Genomic DNA, 22,558 nt, shown 5'->3' on the forward strand with positions numbered 1-22,558 from the left:
AAAAGTAACTTATAAAAACCACTCAAGGTTATGTTGTCTGTTTTGTTTCGGCGTCTGAATGTGCCGACAACAGAGTGAGGTTAGCACGCCAAACAGGGATGTTTGGCGAGTTTGCACTACGTCTGACAAATTTGTCTGAAACAAATTTGACCATCTTAGCAAAGCCAAAGCGAAGATGGTCTCGAAAAGGCGAGTGTCAGGATGATACAAGTAATCCCACAAACGGTGCGTTAAGACCGATCGACGGCGAAGGGGCGCCGTAAACACATTATACGCTAAAGCGTGGGATTGCAAAAGGAGTTCGCTCTAATTCCCCTTGCTAGGAAGTATTCAAGATAGCTATTTTATTCCCCAAAGGTCAATACGTCCGAAACCTTGCCGAACTAAAATAGACCACAGCTTTAAACCGCCACAGCGTAATACTGGACTACCTGCCACGCTTTCTGCGTCGGCGGCGGGGGGCGGCGCTATTGTGGCTGTGCCACAACGGCGCAACCCTAAGGGAAACGCCCCAACTTACGCGGGGGCTTTATTCTTGTCTATATTGTCCTCTCAAGCACCGTCCCCCCCGCGCCTAAGGATTAAAAATTAAACGCTAAAAGCTAAAGTGCGGTGCAAACAGCGTAATTGCTGTAGCTGGCGCTGCCGTCGAGGACGCCGCCGTCGCCCGAGGTGATAGCAAACTGATTGCTACCTGCCGCGTCGCTTGTCCAGTAGAGGTCGTCGACGAAGCCCGCATCAGCGTAGTTGTACATGCTGCCCCACTCCGTGAAAAATCCAGCACCTATGTGACGCTGGTAATAATTACCTGATGAACTAGGTGCTGCGCCTGAAATAGGAGGACTAGCTCTTCTGACCGCATTGGTTAAATCACTTACCCTAGGCATTCGATAACCCAAACTATTACACCATGCTGTTTGATTAGAAACGTTAGTTTTTTGAGCACCACGATTAACGAACCACTGCTTTAAGACAAATCCATACTTCACTTCATTACCACTTCTATCCCTACCGACTAACTCAAAGGTCTGTGGAAAAGATGGACGTGCTAGTGAACTTGGAAGACTTGAACTTATTTGAGCACTATCAGCTTTAGGACCATGCAACGTTACCCTTGTTACATATTTTGATTTATCCCTAATCCATCTATCAATGTCAGAATTATTTTGGTCTGAGACTGGCAACCTCCAATTCACCGTTGCCGTTATATCACCACGTGTGGTAACTGTCCAACCCAACAGGCTTGCATCAAGCCCACCTATATCCAAATCAAAATACAAGCCATCTGAACCTGTAGTAGGAAAATTTCTGTCGTAAGATGATGGACTTGTTGACTGAACTAAAAAACCCTTAGCTGGATCCCATATGTTAGCAGGACCTGCGTAGATTTGGTCGTCCCAACCCAAGCCAGTTGTTCCACCCAACAACAAATTCGGCCTGACCGCACAAATAACGGGCGGTGACGGTAAAGTGATATAATACTCCGCTGTTCCTCCACTAAAAGTACTACTTCTTGGCTCACCATACTGCGTAGCTAAATTCCCTTCAGTACTACTTAAAGTTACCTTATAAGGTGCTTTACATATATCTAATGCATCACCACGACTAACGGCACTACCATCTTTATCCGTAAATGATACCGATATACTTCCCGATGCTACAACACCGTTTACACCCTGTCCATCACCATCATCATCTCCCCATTTACCTTGGGTCACTAAATCATTTATATTTATTGAGTCGCTTGATGGCGGGACTATCATTTCAATATCAGCCAAAGTATCCCCTATATTCGGTAACTTGATTGGCGCTGTCGGTGATGAAGAATTATTTTGCGATGTAAATGTTCGACCATCTGATAACTTAATACCTAATAAGTCCTCTGTTTTAGTCACTTTAGTAACACCACCATCAAAGGTTAAATAAGGCGCAGTACCGTGAATGCGCTCAGAAGTCGTGGCCGATAATGCCTGCGATTCTAAAGAGTACGGCAATAACAACAACGGCACTAATGCCAATGGAATTTTTGAAAATAATTTTGTGGATAATTTCGATGATATAAATAAGTTTCGGGTAAAAACTCGTCGAATAGGATTATTTGATAAACTTAAGACATAGGTTTGCCAGTGCTTGTGCCTTGTGCCTTGTGCCTAAAATGGTACTGCATTTTGTTCCACCTGTCAAGTAATATTTTGTTTTATTTAGATTTTTTATAACTATTCGCTTATTTAATAAGCTTACCTTTCTAAAGCGATGAAAGTATAACCATTTATAAAATAGTTGGCTAGTTTTTTGGCGGACTTTTTTGTAAAGAAATGTAAATAAATTTAAAGAAACATTTAGCACGATCAATTGTCAATTTTTCAACAACATCAACATATTCACAACCACTGTAATAACGTTTACCAGAATAACCTTCAGCATATTTATTGGTGAGTTACATGTTAACTCCTAGTTATTAATTACAACAAGCCTTAAACTTACCGCACATCACAGTGTAAAAAACAACACTAGTTACCCTTACTTAATCAGCGCTCAATTTCAATCTTTTTTTGGGTTATAAAAAATATTTATATATTGTTGAAAAGTAGTATTATGGATAAGATATGGAATACAAGACATATTGCTAAAATAATTAAAAATCTTATTTGGTTTATAATGCAACTTCATTTAGTCGTTAATACATTTGGTTCCGATTTACAACGTCGCTATGGCGAAAAGATCTATAAACTTACTTTACATGGTGGCTTTAGCTGTCCCAATCGAGATGGCACTATTGGTCAAGGTGGTTGTACTTTTTGTAATGTTGCCTCAATCATTGATGAATCTATTCAGGTTAAATCAATTTCGGAGCAATTAACTTCGCAAGCCCAACAAATGAAAAAATCTAAACGATACCTTGCTTATTTTCAGGCTTATACCAGCACCTACGCCGAGGTTGAAATTCTAAAAAATATGTATGAAGAAGCCCTGAATAGTACAGATATTGTTGGGCTTTGTGTTGGTACTCGCCCTGATTGTGTTCCTGATGAAGCGCTTGATTTGCTTGCGCATTATCAATCCAATGGCTATGAAGTTTGGTTAGAACTTGGTTTACAAACTGCTCATAACAAAACCTTACACGATATTAATCGAGGGCATACTTTTGATGATTATTATCAAACCGTACAAAAGGCACGCAAGCTTGGCATTAAGGTCTGTACTCACTTAATTATTGGTTTACCGAAAGAAACCAAACAAGATAATTTTATAACCCTTGAGCGTGTACTTGATAGTGGCGTGGACGGTTTAAAGCTGCATCCTTTACATATTGTTGAAGGTAGTATTATGGCAAAAGCGTGGCGGGCTGGGCGGCTTGCCGTATTGTCATTAGATGAATATGTTGATATTGCTGGCGATATCATTCGGCAAACTCCCGCAAATATTTTGTATCATCGCATATCAGCCAATGCCAGAAAACCAACTTTACTCGCTCCTAATTGGTGTGAAAACCACTGGCAATCGATGAATGCTATTGATCACAATTTACGCCAGTTTGGCGCTCAAGGTAGTGCTATTGGTGATAGTTACTTTTTTAAATCATAAGTGGATTTAATGATTATGAAAAAGGACATCCTTTCATTTATCCACTTCGCCTTTTTATTAATAATTATTAATCTATTTTCAACCAATAAATATGAATGGATGATTTTTACAGGTGATCCAGACAACCTTTGCACGTTACCATTAGGTGGAAGAAATAGTGAAGACGTTTTTCTTATCCTTACCATTCCCTTAATTTTGAGTTTATTTTTTATAAAAAATAGAAAAATAAGATATATCTATTTGTCCCTTGCTATTCTCTATTGTTTTTGGTCATTCTTTTTACGTTTTCAATGGTGCTAACAATTTCATCTAAAATTATTATAGTTTGAGAGATTATCAATAGCGTAACGCACCCACACTAAGAATAAAACCAAACTATAATGGTATAGACTCTTGAATTATTTTTACAAATGACAGTATGCTTATTCAACTGTCACTGTGACCCAAATTTTACAGCAAATTTGGGTCTATAAAAATCAAACTTTGCACCCAAATAAATACTAAGTATATAATACTCCTTTAAAACTTGAGGCAATCTGCATGCAACTGGCTTTTTGTATTTATAAATATTTTCCTTTTGGTGGTTTGCAACGTGATTTTTTGCAAATAGCTAAAGCTTGTCAAAATCGAGGACATAATGTTCGTGTTTATGTCATGGATTGGCAAGGCGATGTACCTTGTGGGTTTGACATTATTTTGGTACCTAAAAAGGGCTTATCCAACCATAGCCGTAATCAATCTTATTACTATTGGGTGAAGGCTCATTTACAAGCAAATCCTGTTAATTGTGTAGTTGGCTTTAATAAAATGCCTGATTTGGATGTTTATTTTGCAGGTGATACTTGTTATGCCGAAAAGGTTTCACACAAGGGCTTTTTGTATAAATTGTCAAAACGCTGTAAGCACTATTTAGCTTTTGAAGATGCAGTATTTAATCAACAAAGCCACACTAAAGTTATGGTACTAACAAAACAGCAAATTAGTGATTTTGAGCGCCATTATCATACTGATCCATCACGCTTTTACCTATTGCCACCCGGTATTGCGCAAGATCGCCAATACAATTATGAGTCGCTAGCTAAAGGTAAGCAATTTAGGCAAGCCAATCAAATTGATGAACATAATTTTGTGATTGTGCAAATTGGATCAGATTTTAAGCGTAAAGGAGTAGATCGTTCTTTAACCGCCATTGCCGCACTACCTTGCGATTTAAAACAAAAAGTGACTTTTTTAGTAGTGGGGCAGGATAATCCCGAAGCTTATCAAAAACTGGCTAAGCAACTCGGCATTGAGTATCAAGTACGTTTTTTTGCAGGCCGTAATGATATCCCTGACTTTTTATTTGCGGCAGATTTGCTATTGCACCCAGCAAGACAAGAAGCAGCTGGTATGGTGCTTATTGAAGGGTTAGCAGCTGGAGTGCCGGTGATTGTGTCAAGCATTTCGGGCTATGCTTATCATATTGATGATGCCAATGCTGGGGTGATCCTTGCCGAACCTTTTGTACAAGCAGATCTCAATCAAGCGTTGCAAAATGCCATAACAAACCACGATCAGTTATTAACATGGCACAACAATGCAATACATTATGGTAAAACGGCTGATTTATATCATTTAGCCCAGCGTGCCGCAGATATTATTTTAGGTTGTGATCATTATGAATGAGTTGAAGTTAAAATGCCCTTTTGATGCTTTGTGGAAAAATAAAGATCCGTTTGCGGAAGTTGAGTTAATATCAGGCAAAGTCTATCGAGCGGTTAAGCAACGTAAGACGTTGAATTTTGAGCTTGGTGATGAATCGTATTTTATTAAAATTCATAGTGGTACAACCATTAAAGAGATTGTGAAGAATCTTATTTCGTTACGTTTACCTGTTTTAGATGCTAAGCAAGAGTGGGATGCGATTGAGCGTTTGGAGCAAGTTGGCGTTAATACGATGGATGGGCGAGCATTTGGTCGTAAGGGGCTAAATCCGCTGACTCGTCATTCATTTATTGTGACAAGAGATCTTAACCCGACTGTGAGTTTAGAAGATTTTACCAAGCCATGGTTAACTAACCCACCTAGCTATCATATAAAGCGTTCTTTAGTTATTTATTTGGCAAAAATGGTAGCTCGAATGCATGCTGCTGGGGTTAATCATCGTGATTGTTATTTGTGTCACTTTTTGCTTGATATTCCGCTTTTTGAAAATCATCAGCAAATAAAATTATCGGTGATTGATTTACACCGTGCTCAGATCCGTAAAACAGTTCCTGTGCGTTGGCGTGATAAAGATTTAATTGGGCTTTATTTTTCAGCCATGAATATTGGGCTAACCGATCGCGATATTTGGCGTTTTTTGAAAGTGTATTTTAATCAACCTTTAAAAACGATTTTGCGCAATGAATCTAAGCTAATAGCTAGCACGCATCAAAAAGTTGAACGAATTCGTAAAAGGACAGAAAAGTATCATCTTTAACAATAAGGATACGCTATGTTTATTGAACAAATTGATATTTCCGGATTTAAAGGTATTAGTCAACTATCTTTAAAATTAAATGCAAGTTCTAGCGTACTAATGGGTGAAAATCGTTGGGGGCGGTCAAGTTTAATCAGCGCTTTGCAATTGTTATCACTAGATAACACATTTTACCAATTTGTCGATTCCGATTTTTATCATGATCAATACCAATATTATGGCGATAATATTATTATTAAAATCACTTATTGCCAATCACACTTACATGAATTAAATAATCAAGATTATCAACCATTACGCTCAGTTTCGTATCAATCACACCAAGATAATCTGCATCGTATCACTTATCAAATTTCTGCCAATAAACAAAATAACCAAATTATAACACAACATAAATTGCTCAATGCACAAGGCAATCCCTTTAATATAGAAAACGAAAAATTATTAATTGCAACATTAATCAAACTAAATCCAGTAATGACACTTAAAAATGCAATTAATCCTGAGCAATTAACTGTTACTAACGAACCATTATCCGAACACTACATTAGCCAACTTTCAAACCAACTAAAAGCCCATTCAGCCGAATTAACCCAAGATGAATTAGCTCGAGGCCTACAAGCCGCACGCTCATTATTAGAGTATTATTTTGTCGATCAAGCACACCGCAATCATTACAAACAAAAAAATGCCAAAAGTACACCAAGATCAGAAGATTGGAATGTTTTGGAACAAATTAATGATGTATTGGATAATCTTGATAATGATTATTTACGAACGGTATTTTTAGGAATTTTCGGCTCTATTATTGATGCTAAAGGGAATTATTCACTTTCACAAAGTTCAATGCCTATTTTAATTTTAGAAGAGCCTGAAAGTTTGTTACATCCAATCATTTTATCAGTTGCATTTCGCTTACTAAAAAACTTCCCTACACAAAAAATTATCACGTCTAACTCAAGTGATCTGGTATCGTTATTTTCATTAGAAAACCTTTATCGTTTAATTCGTCTGCCAGATAAAATTATTGCCAAATACATTGAACCTCATTCATTAAGCGTTAGTGATAGTCGCCGTATTGCGTTTCATATTCTTTATCGCCGATCAAATGCCTTATTTGCACGATGTTGGTTGTTAGTCGAGGGCGAAACCGAAGTGTGGTTGTTACGTGAACTAGCTGAACAAAGTGGTTATCATCTGAGTTCAGAGGGAGTTCAGCTTATTGAGTTTGCTCAGTGTGGTTTAAAACCGCTTATAAAATATGCCAATAAAATGGGAATTCATTGGTATGTAATTACTGATGGGGATATGGCGGGTAAAAAATATGCCGATACGGTAAAATCGTTATGTGGTGAAGATAAAAATCCTGATGATTACTTAACGGTTTTGCCTGCGCGAGACATTGAAAACTTTTTATTTAAACATGGTTTTAGTCATGTCTATAAACTTGCCGCTTATAATACAACACAGCATATTGATCTGCCTGTACATCAAATTATTCAAAAAGCAATTCATAAAAGTTCAAAACCTGATCTTGCGATTGCCATTTGTGATGATGCAAAATCACGTGGTATAAACGCTATACCGCGTTTGCTAATGGATACTTTTTCGAGAATTATTAGTTCATCTAAAAGGTTAGTTTAGATAATTACATTTTGAAAAATATTTAAAATCGCTATCAAGAAGATAAAACTATTCCGCCAATATAAATCGGCGGAATAAAATAAAAATTAATTCTATTTGGAGATTCGTTTATATTTAGCACGTTTAGGCTCTAATGCTTCAGCACCCAATGTGCGTTTTTTCCATTCTTCGTATTCGGTAAAGTTACCTTCAAAGAATTCAACATGTCCTTCGTCTTGATAATCCAAAATATGGGTCGCAATACGATCTAAAAACCAACGGTCATGGGAAATCACTAAAGCACAACCCGGAAACTCTAATAATGCGTTTTCAAGCGCACGTAGCGTTTCAACATCTAAATCATTGGTTGGTTCATCGAGTAGTAATACATTACCACCCACTTGCAATAATTTAGCTAAATGTACACGCCCACGTTCACCACCTGAAAGTTCACCTACACGCTTTTGCTGATCAACACCTTTAAAGTTAAAACGACCAACATAAGCACGACTTGGTATTTCAAAATTGCCAATACGCATAATATCTTGACCGTTTGAAATTTCGTCCCAAACTGTTTTTTTGTCGTCCATACTGTCACGGAACTGATCAACTGATGCAAGTTGCACTGTTTCACCTAAAGTAATCGTACCTGTATCAGGTTGTTCTTTGCCTGATAGCATTCTAAATAGTGTTGATTTCCCTGCTCCATTTGGACCAATAATGCCAACAATTGCCCCTTTAGGAATACTAAAAGATAAGTTATCAATCAGCACACGATCGCCATACGATTTAGTTAGGTTGCTTACTTCAATCACTTTATCGCCTAAACGTTGTCCAGCTGGAATAAAGAGCTCGTTAGTTTCGTTACGTTTTTGGTAATCGTTACTGTTGAGTTCTTCAAAGCGAGCTAGACGGGCTTTGCTTTTTGCTTGGCGACCTTTTGGATTTTGTCGTACCCACTCGAGTTCTTTTTCGATCGATTTACGACGTGCCGATTCGGTCGAGGCTTCTTGTGCTAAACGCTGATCTTTTTGTTCAAGCCAAGATGAATAGTTGCCTTCCCATGGAATACCCTCACCACGGTCAAGCTCTAAAATCCAACCTGCAACGTTGTCTAGAAAGTAGCGATCGTGAGTTACTGCAACAACCGTACCTTCGTAGTCATGTAAGAATCGTTCTAACCATGCTACCGATTCGGCATCCAAGTGGTTGGTCGGTTCATCCATTAATAACATATCAGGCTTTTCAAGTAATAATTGACAAATTGCTACTCGACGGCGTTCACCACCTGATAAATTTTCAATTTTCGCATCCCAATCTGGCAAACGTAGTGCGTCAGCGGCTCGCTCTAACTGGTTATCCAGATTGTGAGCATCTTGCGATTGAATAATGGCTTCAAGCTCTGCTTGTTCTTTGGCTAATTTGTCAAAATCGGCATCAGGATCAGCATAAGCGGCATATACTTCATCTAATCGAGCCAATGCTTGTTTAGCCTCACTAACCGCTTGCTCAATGGCTTCACGCACAGTTTGTTTAGGATCTAATTTCGGTTCTTGGGGTAAATAACCAATTTTAATATCAGGTTGTGGGCGTGCTTCGCCTTCAATTTCGGTATCAACACCCGCCATAATTCGTAGTAAAGTGGATTTACCCGCTCCATTTAAACCGAGTACACCAATTTTTGCACCTGGAAAAAAACTTAAAGAAATATCTTTTAAAATATAGCGTTTAGGGGGAACAATCTTCCCTACGCGATTCATGGTATAAACATATTGCGCCATAAAACATCATCCGTTAATTTTGTTTAAAAATAGCAAACCATATCAGTTGCTATATAATTGATGGCATATATTGTAATGATTCTGAGCATCGGGTCTAGGGTTATTTTTGAGAATATAGGTAAATCAATATTCGCTATACACAAAACTTAATGTAGGACTTGTATATGCATATTCATGCTTCGCCACAATGACCATAATGGTAACGGTGAAAAAATAGGAATAATTTCTAATCTAACGCCTACGCTTTTAAGAGGGTCACATACCGACACCATCTCTGGAAATCAAAAGATAGACATAACACCCTTATAGATAACCTTTAGCATGTAATAGAGATACCCAGAAATTTTTGTATCCCTCAACTCAATAATGTCATAGTCCAGTTGATCATTAAAAACCGTTTTCCCATTCATTAGTTAGCTATCAATTTAAAAATGACTTTTAAATTTGATAGCATTTATTTAACCCATAACGACTGATAAATATCCAAGACTAATATGATCAAAATAAAATGCGACGTTGAAGTAAAAAATAACTTTTATGTTAAGCTTTATAAGACTTGCGCTAATTAATCTGGTTGTGGAAAAAATAAAGAAATAGATTTAATATCTATAAGAAAAAGGCTTTATAAAAAGCATAATCATTTTCAAATACTCGTAATAGACAACAACATTAGTTGCCCATTACGGTTTTAGTAATTATTTTATAACACTATACTACTCATTACTCACTATCTTTTAAGGTGCTACACAGACTACCCTGTGGGTTGTGAACAATGAAATATTATTAATACGTCTGAACATCCTCAAATCTTGGAGTGACACACATAAACCAATAAGATAATCATCAATTAATGAATGGCTATAAAACAAACAGAGCAATAATCCTATTTTAAACATCGATTTGATTTATAAAGTTTTTATGGTAAATTTTCACCTCGACAAAATGTTTGAGAGGACTGTGCATTATCGAGGAGATATTGATCACCAATAATCCAACTTTTTAGAGGCGATCCATCAACAGCAAAAGGCTTATCGGCTCGATACATTTCAGATGTCCAAATAAAAGACCCACCGTTATGATATCGGTAGACGCCTCCCCATTCTCCTAGAAATGTACCTAAATCACGGGAAGGTCTATATGTCCTTGGTGTAGGAAGTGTAGCAGTACCTTCTGGTAAATCAGCATCAAGTGAATTAATTAATTCATTCCTTCTATACATATATTTTTGTCGCCAAGATTTTCCCTCGTCAGAAAAATCATTAACTTGTTCTCGTGTTGTTGCTGGTATTGCATGACCATCAATAATTTTACGACATTCATCAAACGCCGGGTAGCTACCACCTGTCCATGTAACAAAACCTTTACTTGTATCATCCTTATTATGATCAATAAGAATTGCCCATTTTTTAGGTATCGGAAGAGTCACTTTACCAATATTTTTCCAACTGTTACCGTTATCTTCTGTGTACTCCATATTAATGGTTAATGGAGTCTTCGGTTTAAGACGACTATTATAAACAACCTGACAACCTTTCCCCAATTCTTTATTTCCGTTTCCTGATAAAGTTACCCAATTATTGATATTGCTAGCATCAAGTCTACAACGGTATTTTGACTGTTCATTCCCTGAACCTATTAAGTCAAACTTAATCCCTTTGAAACCAGTGATAGGTCGAAATGACTCGGCTATAAATCCTACACGAAATCGATTAACCTCCTTATAACCAGCACCACTCCATAATGCCGAGTTATAGCCTTTAGGATATTTAGTTATATCACTAGCCTCTGAATAAACATCAAGACCATCTGGCCGAGCGTAGCACAATTTTGGACCACCTGAAAGCATAAATTGGTAAGTTATTTTGGATTTACTACCATAATAATTTTTATTGGGAATGCCATACTTAGTCGTTGCGGCGATATCTTGTGCACTCAACTCTAAAGTATAAGGCCCCCCACATAGTGTCAACTCCTGATGTAAATCACTCACAACTTGAGAACCATCTTTCCAAGTTGCAGTTAACGTACCACCGACGGTAAAATTATCAGTAATTGAAGCATCACCATCATCATCCGCCACTTGCAAGTTAGAAATTGTATGTTCTTTTCCATCAGCAGTAACCAAAGCAATAACATCTGAAAACTTTGTACCAAAAGGGACTGTTAACGGTTTACCTCCATTGGAGATTGAATCATTAACTCCAATTTGTATTAGTTCGCCAGTGCTTTCTTGACTTGGCATCATAAAACCTAGCAACTCATCTAAATTTTTTAGTTTATTACCGAGTTGATCATTCTGAGACGTTTTAAATTGTAGATAAGGCGCACTCCCTTCAATCACCTTTGTTGTGGTTGCGGATAAGGCAATAACATTACCCGATATCATTATACCCAACGTAGCAATTATAGTTCCATAAGCATAATGTTTAACATGTAAACTTGACGATATAATTCGAAAAATTTGGCCAAAATCCTTAGCTATTTTTAAAATAAACATTCGAGGTTGTTCAAAGGCTAACTTATTGCTTTTGTATATTTTATTATCCATAATTCCCATTTTTAATTACTTTTTCCTATAAAAAATCATTTGCATCCAAATCATGACTACTGATAAAACACAAACCTGATCATATTTATTATATAATGTTAATTTTATGCAAAAAAACAACTTTTTTGTTAAGTTTTGTAAACATCTGATTAGATGAATCTGATTATTAAAAATAATATATAACCATATGAAAATTATATTGAATAATAAAAAGCAGACTGATTTTATGGTTTTAAATATTAGGTATCAAAATCGTTAACCTTATCTTTTTGGTACTAAAAAGTGGGGACATACCATTACGGTAAACAATGCGAGTAAGTTCTATAATTAACTTACTCGTAATAACCTCTGTAACTTCAAAAAGTTACAGAATCAAACTATTTGCTGAACAAATAAAACAAATTTAACTACGGCTTGACACAAGCAGCTCTAAGTTTATTATTAGTTGATTTAGAATCATATAAATCTCCATCCCCCAAATCGATTCGAATTGGTTCTCCTTTGTATGTATCAATTGCCCAATACCAATCTTGAGGATGACTAGTTTCCCAGTCATCAAGACCTAAATAGTGATTAGGATTGTTAAATAAGGTTCCCCATTCATTAAATAGCCCACCAATCCACTTGCCATTACCGCCGCGATAACTTAATTGACGGCGATAACCATTGATATTTCTTCCCGGAATACCTCCAGTCCAAATATTATCATTATTTGCATTAGTATAATCTGCAACACTTGGCATTCGGTATCCAATTCGGTTACAGTAATTTTTTGCATCTTGCACAGATGCATTAATATTAGCCCCTTGGGCTATATACCATCTTTCAATTTTAAAACTATACAAAACTTTACTTTTGGCTCTATCTGAATAAAGCTTAAATGTAGAGGGGCTAAAATTTTTATTAGCACTACGGTTTACTGGCCCTTTTAGTACTATCTTTAAAGCTACATCTCGTGAGCCTTTTCCCCAACCTGGTGTTCGTCCAGATGATAAAGCTAAACTAACTCCACTCCCTGACTCAGGGAATACTCTAGCGCCATTAGCTGAGATAATCTCTTCGGGCGTTACATTTGCTAATAATAAATAAAAATAAACATTATTTGTTCCTGTCGATGGGAAATTACGTTGTGGATTGTTTATATCTTGTGGTACAAATCCTTTTCCTTTTACCCAATCTGGACCATCTAAATCTTTGTATTCAGTATTATTACTGGAATCGTTTGATAAATTAGGTTGAGCATAACAAACCAATGGCGCACTTGGTTCAAAATAATCAGGATTCGATATCCATATCCATAAATCAACTGAACCTGCATCTCCGTCTGTACCATATTTTAGACACGGGTTTTCGAACGACGGTAATATTATGGCATCACTACGATGATTTTTTACGCGACCATTTTTACTAGTTAATGCTTCTAAACTCCATGAATATGGCAATAATAACACGCCCAACACTAACAAGAGTTTTCGGGATAATTTGAGAGATAATTTGGAAAATATAAATGAGTTTCGTGCAAAAACTCGGCGAATAGGATTATTTAATAAATTTAAATCGTAGGTTTGCCAGTGCTTGTGCCTTGTGCCTTGTGCCAGAAATGATAATGCATTATTGTCTACCTGTCAAGTAATATTTTGTTTTATTTGGATTTTTTATAATTATTCGCTTATTTAATAAGCTTGTTTTCCTATAACCGTAAAAGTATAGCCGTTAAAAAAATAGTTGGCTAGTTTTTTGGTGGATTTTTGTAAAAAACATACAAATGAAATAGTCCTGTTTGGCGGCGACCCTAGTTCTGTCATTAGCGTATTTTGACACCGCAAAAAAACAAGCATATATAGTGTTGAGTTTTTTTACTCTAAATCGTTCAGGTAAACTATTGATTTAATTGAGGTTTTTATTTTGTTTTTAGGTAAAGGTAAATATTTGGTGCCGACATATAACATTTCGTCAGGGTTGGTTTTGTTCTAGAATTTAGCTTGTCGCCTTAATTTATCTTCAATGGACTTTTCAACTTTAACTAGGCGTTTAATACCATAACTAATCGTTTTATAACGTTTGTTCTTGCTGGTTAAAGGCACAAACAGCTTCAATCAGGCTTTTTTAGCACGCTATAAATGGTCGGGCGATTGACCATAAAGCGCTTAGCCAAATCAGTGATGGTTATTTTTCTTTATGATATAAACGCCATATCTCTTGTCTGTGATAAGGCGTTAATTTTGTTTTACGTATATTCATTACCACATTTTCTCAGATTTACTGTAAATAATGCGAGTAAGTCCTACACATGAGGTATAAACAACTTAATGTTTTCCTACAATTAAACTTATCATAGTTCAAAAAATATCCTCTATATTTATCTTAATTCATACAGAGAATATTGCTCGTTATTTTATAAAAACGTAAAAAGTTGCTCTTTAGGTAAGCGTGATTTTGGTCGATGCGCATTGCCGTCATTTTCGGCTCGATAGCCTAATGTAGCAACAACAATACTTTTAAGTCCTTTGCTTTTGAGATCTAAGATATCGTCCATTTTTTGGGCATCATATCCTTCAATAGCCGTTGAATCAATACCAATTGTTGCTGCTGCAAAAAGCAGTTGCCCCAATGCAAGATAAGCTTGTTTACTTTCCCAACATTGTTGCGATTCAATGGTTGCACTATTGAGCTTTACAAAGTGCCGACGACCTTGATCTTGTGCTTGTTTAAGATCGGCTGAAGGATATCTACCGTCTTTATCTTCTTGATTGAGTAGATTAACTAAATGGGCGTCGTCTAATGGTGTTTTAATACAAAAGACAATCGTATGCGAAGCGCCAGTCACCCTTGGTTGATTAAATTCAAGTATAGCTGGTAAAATTTTATTCTTTGCCTCGTCGTTATCAATAACATAAAAATGCCATGGTTGTGAGTTAACTGATGATGGACTGTTTCTTAAAACCGTTAATAATTGTTCAATCTTATCGGCAGGAATTTTTTTTGTTGGATCATAATGTTTGGTAGTGTAGCGTTTTTGAGAAATATCAACTATGTTCATTATTATGCCCTCGCGAGTTATTCTTTTCACCATTATAATTCGGTTTTATTATGTCTCAACTTATTATTTTAATAGATTTGTCAAATAGTAAAGCAATCCTTAATTAGTATTGAGTACTTTATTTTAATAAAAATAGAACATATTAAGATTGGTTACAAATAATCATTGACACCACTAATATCATTTGGTAAAAATAACATCAGTTTTAGACAGTATTAATTACAATTCAAATAGAGATTTTTATGTTTGTTAACTATTTATCACTCGACCTCAGCCTCCTCCTCGCATCAATTTGCGCGGATAGCTTGTGTGTGGAGTAAAAAGAAGTAGTTAAATAAACAACTCAACAAATTAACAAGAACCCGCGCTAAAGTGCGGGTTTTTTGTTTTTTTAACTTGAAATACCGAGATAGCGCTAAAATATATAAAAGGAAAAACAATGAACGATCAAGTCATTATTTTTGATACAACGTTACGCGATGGTGAACAAGCATTACAAGCAAGTTTGAGCGTTAAAGAAAAGTTACAAATAGCGCTTGCTTTGGAGCGAATGCGGGTCGATGTGATGGAAGTTGGCTTTCCTGTTTCATCTCCCGGTGATTTTGAATCAGTTCAAACGATTGCTAAGACCATTAAAGATAGCTGTGTTTGTGCATTGTCTCGTTGTGTTGATAAAGATATTGATGTTGCTGCCGAGGCATTAAAAGTTGCAGATCAGTTTCGAATTCATACTTTTATGGCAACATCAACCTTACATGTTAAGGATAAATTAAAAATGACATTTGATGATGTCATTGAAAGAGCTGTGCACTGTATTAAACGTGCACGTAATTATACTAATGATGTGGAGTTTTCTTGTGAAGATGCAGGCCGTACCCCAATTGATAACTTATGTCGTATCGTTGAAGCAGCAATTAAAGCAGGGGCAAGAACGATCAATATTCCAGATACTGTCGGTTATACTGTCCCTTATCAATTTGGTGGCATTATTCGTACCCTATTTGAACGTGTCCCGAACATTGATCAAGCGATTATCTCTGTTCATTGTCATGATGACTTGGGCATGTCGGTGGCTAACTCGATTAGCGCGGTTCAAGAAGGTGCTCGGCAAATTGAAGGTGCGATGAATGGTTTAGGCGAACGTGCGGGTAATACCGCACTTGAAGAAGTTATTATGGCGATTAAAGTTCGTCAAAATATCTTAAATGTTTACACAAATATCAATCACCAAGAGATTTATCGTACCAGCCAAATTGTTAGCCAAATTACTAACATGCCAATTCCAGGTAATAAAGCAATTATTGGTAGTAACGCTTTTGCCCACTCCTCAGGAATTCATCAAGATGGGGTTTTAAAAAATCGTGAAACTTATGAAATTATGACCCCTGAATCAATCGGATTAAATCAAATCCAATTAAATTTAACCTCTCGCTCAGGACGAGCCGCCGTTAAACATCGTTTAGAAGAACTTGGTTATCACGATAAAGATTATAACTTAGATCAAGTCTATGAGGCATTTTTAGAATTAGCTGATAAAAAAGGCCAAGTATTCGATTATGATTTAGAGGCATTAATATTTATCAATCAATTAAAAGATGAAAAAGAACATTATGTTTTGGATTATTTTAATGTTCAATCAGGTTCGACGGTTGTTTCAACCGCTTCGGTTAGCTTGTTAATTGGTGATAAAAAGTATTCTGATGCTGCAACGGGTAACGGTCCTGTTGATGCTGTTTATCAAGCTATCAACCGTATTACTGGCGAACCTATTTCGATTGTAAAATATCAATTAGCTTCTAAAGGACAAGGTGAAAATGCTTTAGGACAAGTTGATATTGTTGCCGAATATAAAGGTCGTAAGTTCCATGGTGTGGGGCTTGCAACTGATATTGTTCACTCATCGGCTTTAGCTTTAATTAATGTATTGAATAATGTGTATAGAGCAAATCAAGTTGCACAAGAAAAACAAAAATTACATCATGACTAAAAAATAATTTGTTTTGCCGTTTAACAGCAAAACATGAAAATTAATTTAGATTGTAAAGGAATAAAAAATGTCACAAAACTACCATATTGCAGTACTTCCCGGCGACGGTATTGGCCCTGAAGTAATGAGACAAGCCTATAAAGTATTAGATGTTATCCGCCAAAAATATCAACTTTCTATTACTACTAGTGAATATGATGTGGGTGGTGCAGCAATTGATATTCATGGTTGCCCATTACCTAATGAAACACTTGAAGGCTGTGAAAAAGCTGACGCTATTTTATTTGGTTCAGTGGGTGGTCCTAAATGGTCTAATTTACCACCTGAAAAGCAACCTGAACGTGGTGCGTTATTGCCACTACGTAAACACTTCAAATTATTTGCTAATATGCGCCCTGCTCGTTTATATCAAGGCTTAGAAGATCTTTGCCCATTACGCACCGATATTGCTGAGCGTGGATTTGATATTTTATGTATGCGCGAATTAACTGGCGGTATTTATTTTGGATTACCTAAAGGACGTGAAGGTAGTGGTGCTCAAGAAAAAGCATTTGATACTGAAGTTTATCATCGTTTTGAGATAGAACGTATTGCAAAAATGGGGTTTGAAGCTGCACGGTTACGTCGCAAAAAAGTAACTTCAATTGATAAAGCCAACGTTTTACAAACCTCAATTTTGTGGCGCGAGGTGGTCAATGAAGTAGCTAAAAACTATCCTGATATTGAACTTGAGCATATGTATATCGATAATGCCACAATGCAACTTGTTAAAGATCCGTCTCAATTCGATGTTATTTTATGCTCAAATCTATTTGGGGATATATTATCCGATGAATGTGCCATGATAACTGGTTCAATGGGCATGTTGCCTTCTGCTAGTCTTAATGAACAAGGCTTTGGCTTATATGAACCTGCTGGTGGTAGCGCACCTGACATTGCTGGCAAAAATATTGCTAATCCAGCTGCACAAATTTTGTCATTAGCCTTGTTAGTCCGTTATAGCTTTAAACGTGATGATATTGCCTCAGCTATCGAAACAGCAGTAAATAAAGCATTAGAGCAAGGCTATCGTACTATCGATCTTGCACAAAAAGAACAAGCCGTTTCAACTGATGAAATGGGAGACATTATTTGTAAGCTTATTTAATTGAATTAGCTATGTTAAATGTGTAGTAAAGGGATACTCAAGTATGCAAAATAAACTGCTCCTTGTATCCTTTTTAATTCAATTAATTATAGTATTAGTAAATAATGTCAAAGTTTAAAACTAATACCAGTTGTAAAAAATAATAAGGAATCTGCAATGTCAAAAACACTGTATCAGAAATTATTTGATGCGCATGTCGTTTATGAGGCTCCAAATGAAACGCCTATTTTATATATCGATCGTCATTTAGTTCATGAAGTCACGTCTCCACAAGCCTTTGATGGCTTACGTGCAATGAATCGTAAAGTTCGCCAGCCCAATAAGACTTTTGCAACTATGGATCATAACACTTCAACCAAAAGTAATGATTTAAGTGCCTGTAGCGAAATGGCTCGCATTCAATTAACTGAACTGGCAAAAAATGCCAAAGAGTTTGGTGTTTCGTTATATGATTTACAAAGCCCATTACGTGGTATTGTCCATGTAGTCGGTCCTGAGCAAGGTATGACTTTACCGGGTATGACTATTGTGTGTGGTGATTCGCACACAGCAACACATGGCGCATTTGGTGCATTAGCTTTTGGTATTGGTACTTCCGAAGTTGAGCATGTGTTAGCTACTCAAACCTTAAAACAAGGTCGAGCTAAAACTATGAAAATTGAAGTTAAAGGACATGTTGCTGATGGCATTACCGCTAAGGATATTATTTTAGCTATCATTGGCAAAACAACCAGTGCTGGCGGTACAGGTCATGTAGTTGAATTTTGTGGTGATGCTATTAAATCATTATCAATGGAAGGACGCATGACGTTGTGTAATATGGCAATTGAAATGGGAGCTAAAGCTGGCATAATTGCACCTGATGAAGTCACTTTTGAGTACTTAAAAGATCGCCAATTTTCACCAAAAGGTGAAGACTTCGACAAAGCGGTGGCTTATTGGAAAACACTAAAAACCGACGAAGGTGCACATTTTGATACAGTTGTGACGTTAGAAGGTAAAGATATCGCACCACAAGTTACTTGGGGAACGAACCCTGGTCAAGTAACTTCAATTAATGCAACAGTACCGAATCCTAATGATTTTGCTGATCCTATTGAAAAACACTCTGCAGAGCGTGCATTAACTTATATGGGATTAACCGCTGGCACCAAAATGACTGATATTAAGATCAATAAAGTGTTTATTGGTTCTTGTACAAACTCACGTATAGAAGATTTACGAGCTGCTGCGCAAATTGCTAAAGGCCGCAAAGTGGCTGATGGTGTACAAGCATTAGTTGTACCCGGTTCAGGACCAGTGAAAGAACAAGCTGAAGCCGAAGGATTAGATAAGATTTTTATTGATGCAGGATTTGAATGGCGCTTACCGGGTTGCTCTATGTGTCTTGCAATGAACGATGATAAATTAGCACCGGGAGATCGCTGTGCATCAACTAGCAACCGTAATTTTGAAGGTCGCCAAGGACGTGATGCTAGAACACATTTAGTTAGTCCTGCTATGGCAGCAGCCGCAGCTATTACTGGTCATTTTACAGATATTCGCAAACCATTTTAAGGAGAGACTTGTCATGGCAAAATTTACAAAACATACTGGGCTAGTCGTTCCCTTGGATGCGGCTAATGTTGATACAGATGCAATCATTCCTAAACAGTTTTTACAGAAAGTAACACGCACTGGATTTGGTAAACATGCTTTTCATGAATGGCGCTTTTTAGATGATGCTGGCGAGCAGCCTAATCCTGAGTTTGTTTTAAATAAACCACGCTACAAAGGTGCTAGCATTTTGCTTACGCGTGAAAATTTTGGTTGTGGATCATCACGTGAACATGCCCCTTGGGCGCTTGCTGATTATGGGTTTAAAACTATTATTGGTTCAAGTTTTGCCGATATTTTTTACAATAACTCATTTAATAATCAGTTATTGTTGGTCAATTTATCCGAAGAGGATATCGATGAGTTATTTAAAATTGTCGAAGCCAATGAAGGCATTGAATTTACCATCGATTTAGTTAATGAAGTGGTCATTGCCGGCGATAAGCAATATTCATTTAAAATTGATGCTTTTAAACGTCATTGCTTGTTAAATGGGTTAGATAATATTGGTTTAACCTTACAACATGAAGAAGCGATTAGCGACTTTGAACATAAAATCCCAAGCTTTTTAGCTTAATTTTATTAAAGGGCGCAAATTGCGCCCATGATTAAAATAAGCGATATATATCCAAAAAATTTGAATTCAAATTTAAAGCTGTTTACGTTGGCTTGATGGTGGAATTGATAAGGCTTCACGGTATTTTGCTACGGTGCGACGTGCAATAATAATACCTTGTTCTTCAAGCATCGAAACTAATTTACTATCACTTAATGGCTTTTTACTATTTTCTGCCGATATATATTTTTTAATTAATGCTTGGATAGCTGTAGATGAAACCTCACCACCTGAATCATTATTAACATGACTTGAGAAAAAGAATTTAAGTTCATAAATTCCGCTTGGACAATGCAGATATTTTTGAGTTGTTACACGAGAAATGGTCGATTCATGCATATCAATTGCCGTTGCAACATCAGACAAAATCATTGGTTTCATGTATTCAGCACCGTGTTCAAAAAAGGCTTGCTGATGCTCAACAATAAATTGGCTGACTTTTAATAAGGTTTCGTTACGGTTTTCGATGCTTTTAATAAACCAATTAGCATCTTGCAGATGAGATCTAATATATTGCCCATCACTTTCATTTGCTAATTTTGCCATATCGGCGTATTGCTGGTTAATACGTAAAGATGGAACTGTATCGCTATTTAAATACACAACCCATTTTCCTTGTACCTTTTTTACCATGACATCAGGTATGACATAGTCTGGAGAAGCAGTATTAACCAAATCGCCGGGATAAGGTTGTAAACGTTGTATAAAATCAACAGCCTCTTTTAATTGTTCATCTGTTGTATTTAACACTTTTTTTAAGTTTCTATAATCGCGTATGGCTAATAATTCTAAATAATTATCAATAATTTGTTTAACTAACGGTGGAGTATCTAAATGTTGAATTTGAATAGACAAACACTCTTGCAACGATCTGGCACCAACACCGATAGGATCAAAATTCCATATTCGTTTCAATACTGCTTCAACTTCGGCAATTTCAATTTCATCATTACCTTGCTCTTCAAGTATTTCTTCTGTTGAAACTGTTAAATAGCCTCTCTCATCTATAGCTTCAATAATAGATACTGCTATCGCCCTATCAGTATCGCTAAAGGGTGTTAGTTCAAGTTGCCATTCTAGATAATCATGTAATGTTTCGTGAGTTTCACCTTGATAGATAGGCAATTCGTCATTACAATAATCTGAGTTAGTTCCAGATGGAGTTCCTGCACTATAAATATCATCTAAAGATGCATCCAGTGGAATATCATCGGGAATCTCTTTGCTATCTAAAGCCTCACGCGTATCAATATTTTCTGCTTCATCGTTTTGTTTAACGTGCACTTCGTCATATTGATCATCAACTTCAAGCAATGGATTGTTTTCAAGCGCAGTTTGTATTTCTTGTTGGAGTTCTAAAGTTGACAACTGTAGTAGTTTAATCGCCAATTGTAATTGTGGCGTCATGGATAATTGTTGAGAGACTTTCAGTTGTAAACTGGTTTTCATCATAATCTGAACTCGTTTCCTAAGTAAACGCGTTTTACATATTCGTTACTTAAGATGTCATTTGGTGAACCTTCAGCAATTAAATGTCCTTTATTAACAATGTAAGCACGTTCGCAAACATCTAACGTTTCACGTACATTATGATCGGTTATTAATACACCCAACCCTCGATCACGTAGATGCTTAATAATATTTTTGATATCTATCACCGAAATTGGATCAACACCAGCAAAAGGTTCATCAAGTAAAATAAATTTAGGATTAGCTGCTAACGCTCTTGCTATTTCTACTCGACGTCTTTCTCCACCTGATAGAGATTGTCCTATACTGTCACGAATATGAGAAATATGGAACTCTTCAAGTAATTCTTCGGCACGATCGATTTTCTCATTTTTATCAATATCTTTACGCGTTTCTAAAATTGCCATAATGTTATCTATAACAGACAATTTTCTGAAAATAGACGCTTCTTGTGGTAAATAGCCAATACCTTTTTGAGCTCGCTCATGTAAAGGTAAAATGCTGATATCATGATCATCAAGGTAAATTTTACCTGCATTTAATGTCACTATACCAACCACCATATAAAAAGTAGTCGTTTTACCCGCACCATTGGGGCCCAATAATCCAACAATTTCGCCTGAGTTGACAGTTAAACTTACATCTTCAACAACTCGTCTTTTTTTGTATACTTTGGCCAGATTTTCCGCTTTTAAAATTGACAT

At 36.5% G+C, this 22,558-nt stretch carries 17 protein-coding genes and 1 pseudogene; 10 read left to right on the forward strand and 8 right to left on the reverse strand.

The genetic code is table 11. The features are described 5' to 3' along the window. Window positions 1-74: 74 nt before the first annotated feature. Complete coding sequence (locus A9G44_RS13295) at window positions 75-263, forward strand: hypothetical protein (RefSeq protein WP_141671772.1); 189 nt, start codon at window positions 75-77, stop codon at window positions 261-263. Window positions 264-602: 339 nt separating this feature from the next. Here A9G44_RS13295 and A9G44_RS08330 read toward each other — a convergent pair whose 3' ends face one another. Next, the gene (locus A9G44_RS08330) at window positions 603-2,018 is read right to left on the reverse strand and encodes a hypothetical protein (protein ID WP_143426351.1); all 1,416 of its coding nucleotides are present in this window, start codon (window positions 2,016-2,018) and stop codon (window positions 603-605) included. A 287-nt stretch (window positions 2,019-2,305) separates the two neighbouring features. Further along, window positions 2,306-2,437 (reverse strand): annotated as a pseudogene (gene glyA / locus A9G44_RS13115) (serine hydroxymethyltransferase); the annotation flags it as partial. A gap of 221 nt (window positions 2,438-2,658) precedes the next feature. On the opposite strand from glyA, the gene A9G44_RS08335 reads away from it, so the two are divergent. From A9G44_RS08335 to A9G44_RS08350, 5 genes are all read left to right on the forward strand, one after another. Next, complete coding sequence (locus tag A9G44_RS08335) at window positions 2,659-3,585, forward strand: TIGR01212 family radical SAM protein (RefSeq protein ID WP_065610507.1); 927 nt, start codon at window positions 2,659-2,661, stop codon at window positions 3,583-3,585. A 15-nt stretch (window positions 3,586-3,600) separates the two neighbouring features. After that, on the forward strand, window positions 3,601-3,885 hold the full coding sequence (locus tag A9G44_RS13120; protein WP_176701131.1) for a DUF2645 family protein: 285 nt from the start codon (window positions 3,601-3,603) through the stop codon (window positions 3,883-3,885). A 240-nt stretch (window positions 3,886-4,125) separates the two neighbouring features. After that, window positions 4,126-5,250, forward strand: coding sequence for a glycosyltransferase family 4 protein (locus A9G44_RS08340; RefSeq protein ID WP_065610373.1), 1,125 nt, complete (start codon window positions 4,126-4,128; stop codon window positions 5,248-5,250). Continuing rightward, window positions 5,243-6,046: a lipopolysaccharide core heptose(I) kinase RfaP gene (gene rfaP / locus A9G44_RS08345; RefSeq protein WP_065610375.1), complete on the forward strand. Its 804-nt coding sequence runs from the start codon at window positions 5,243-5,245 to the stop codon at window positions 6,044-6,046. The genes A9G44_RS08340 and rfaP overlap by 8 nt, the downstream gene beginning before the upstream one ends. Window positions 6,047-6,061: 15 nt before the next feature. After that, window positions 6,062-7,690, forward strand: coding sequence for a DUF2813 domain-containing protein (locus A9G44_RS08350; protein ID WP_065610377.1), 1,629 nt, complete (start codon window positions 6,062-6,064; stop codon window positions 7,688-7,690). Window positions 7,691-7,782: 92 nt separating this feature from the next. On the opposite strand, the gene ettA is transcribed toward A9G44_RS08350, so the two are convergent. From ettA to nfsB, 4 genes are all read right to left on the reverse strand, one after another. Beyond that, window positions 7,783-9,450 (reverse strand): energy-dependent translational throttle protein EttA, encoded by a 1,668-nt coding sequence (gene ettA, locus A9G44_RS08355; RefSeq protein WP_065568785.1) that lies wholly within the window; start codon window positions 9,448-9,450, stop codon window positions 7,783-7,785. 916 nt (window positions 9,451-10,366) lie between these two features. Then, window positions 10,367-11,998: a hypothetical protein gene (locus tag A9G44_RS08360; protein WP_143426352.1), complete on the reverse strand. Its 1,632-nt coding sequence runs from the start codon at window positions 11,996-11,998 to the stop codon at window positions 10,367-10,369. 407 nt (window positions 11,999-12,405) lie between these two features. Beyond that, window positions 12,406-13,440: a hypothetical protein gene (locus A9G44_RS08365; protein WP_143426353.1), complete on the reverse strand. Its 1,035-nt coding sequence runs from the start codon at window positions 13,438-13,440 to the stop codon at window positions 12,406-12,408. Between the two features lie 953 nt (window positions 13,441-14,393). Next, window positions 14,394-15,038 (reverse strand): oxygen-insensitive NAD(P)H nitroreductase, encoded by a 645-nt coding sequence (gene nfsB, locus A9G44_RS08370; RefSeq protein ID WP_065574815.1) that lies wholly within the window; start codon window positions 15,036-15,038, stop codon window positions 14,394-14,396. A gap of 439 nt (window positions 15,039-15,477) precedes the next feature. On the opposite strand from nfsB, the gene leuA reads away from it, so the two are divergent. The 4 genes from leuA (at window position 15,478) to leuD (ending at window position 20,345) form a co-directional block, all read left to right on the forward strand. Then, window positions 15,478-17,025 (forward strand): 2-isopropylmalate synthase, encoded by a 1,548-nt coding sequence (gene leuA, locus A9G44_RS08375; RefSeq protein WP_065610383.1) that lies wholly within the window; start codon window positions 15,478-15,480, stop codon window positions 17,023-17,025. Between the two features lie 67 nt (window positions 17,026-17,092). After that, window positions 17,093-18,172 carry a 3-isopropylmalate dehydrogenase gene (gene leuB, locus A9G44_RS08380; protein WP_034913242.1) on the forward strand — a complete coding sequence of 360 codons (1,080 nt, stop codon included), beginning with the start codon at window positions 17,093-17,095 and terminating at the stop codon, window positions 18,170-18,172. A 156-nt stretch (window positions 18,173-18,328) separates the two neighbouring features. After that, a complete protein-coding gene (leuC, locus tag A9G44_RS08385) occupies window positions 18,329-19,729 on the forward strand; it encodes a 3-isopropylmalate dehydratase large subunit (protein ID WP_065610385.1) in 1,401 nt (466 codons plus the stop codon). Window positions 19,730-19,742: 13 nt separating this feature from the next. Then, on the forward strand, window positions 19,743-20,345 hold the full coding sequence (gene leuD / locus A9G44_RS08390) for a 3-isopropylmalate dehydratase small subunit (protein WP_065610387.1): 603 nt from the start codon (window positions 19,743-19,745) through the stop codon (window positions 20,343-20,345). 72 nt (window positions 20,346-20,417) lie between these two features. Here leuD and A9G44_RS08395 read toward each other — a convergent pair whose 3' ends face one another. Then, window positions 20,418-21,833: an RNA polymerase factor sigma-54 gene (locus A9G44_RS08395; protein WP_065610509.1), complete on the reverse strand. Its 1,416-nt coding sequence runs from the start codon at window positions 21,831-21,833 to the stop codon at window positions 20,418-20,420. Then, the gene (gene lptB, locus A9G44_RS08400) at window positions 21,833-22,558 is read right to left on the reverse strand and encodes an LPS export ABC transporter ATP-binding protein (RefSeq protein ID WP_034913235.1); all 726 of its coding nucleotides are present in this window, start codon (window positions 22,556-22,558) and stop codon (window positions 21,833-21,835) included. Before lptB ends, A9G44_RS08395 begins: the two co-directional genes overlap by 1 nt.

The organism is Gilliamella sp. Occ4-3 (assembly GCF_001690675.1).
Taxonomy (GTDB): Bacteria; Pseudomonadota; Gammaproteobacteria; order Enterobacterales; family Orbaceae; genus Gilliamella; species Gilliamella bombi.

Bases quoted from the DNA above. Each gene is read 5' to 3' on its own strand.
- rfaP (WP_065610375.1), top strand. From the start codon at position 5,243: ATGAATGAGTTGAAGTTAAAATGCCCTTTTGATGCTTTGTGGAAAAAT.
- lptB (WP_034913235.1), bottom strand. From the start codon at position 22,558: ATGTCAATTTTAAAAGCGGAAAATCTGGCCAAAGTATACAAAAAAAGA.
- A9G44_RS08340 (WP_065610373.1), top strand. From the start codon at position 4,126: ATGCAACTGGCTTTTTGTATTTATAAATATTTTCCTTTTGGTGGTTTG.
- A9G44_RS08350 (WP_065610377.1), top strand. From the start codon at position 6,062: ATGTTTATTGAACAAATTGATATTTCCGGATTTAAAGGTATTAGTCAA.
- leuB (WP_034913242.1), top strand. From the start codon at position 17,093: ATGTCACAAAACTACCATATTGCAGTACTTCCCGGCGACGGTATTGGC.
- nfsB (WP_065574815.1), bottom strand. From the start codon at position 15,038: ATGAACATAGTTGATATTTCTCAAAAACGCTACACTACCAAACATTAT.
- leuC (WP_065610385.1), top strand. From the start codon at position 18,329: ATGTCAAAAACACTGTATCAGAAATTATTTGATGCGCATGTCGTTTAT.
- A9G44_RS13120 (WP_176701131.1), top strand. From the start codon at position 3,601: ATGAAAAAGGACATCCTTTCATTTATCCACTTCGCCTTTTTATTAATA.
- leuD (WP_065610387.1), top strand. From the start codon at position 19,743: ATGGCAAAATTTACAAAACATACTGGGCTAGTCGTTCCCTTGGATGCG.
- A9G44_RS08395 (WP_065610509.1), bottom strand. From the start codon at position 21,833: ATGAAAACCAGTTTACAACTGAAAGTCTCTCAACAATTATCCATGACG.
- A9G44_RS08335 (WP_065610507.1), top strand. From the start codon at position 2,659: ATGCAACTTCATTTAGTCGTTAATACATTTGGTTCCGATTTACAACGT.
- leuA (WP_065610383.1), top strand. From the start codon at position 15,478: ATGAACGATCAAGTCATTATTTTTGATACAACGTTACGCGATGGTGAA.
- A9G44_RS08360 (WP_143426352.1), bottom strand. From the start codon at position 11,998: ATGGATAATAAAATATACAAAAGCAATAAGTTAGCCTTTGAACAACCT.
- ettA (WP_065568785.1), bottom strand. From the start codon at position 9,450: ATGGCGCAATATGTTTATACCATGAATCGCGTAGGGAAGATTGTTCCC.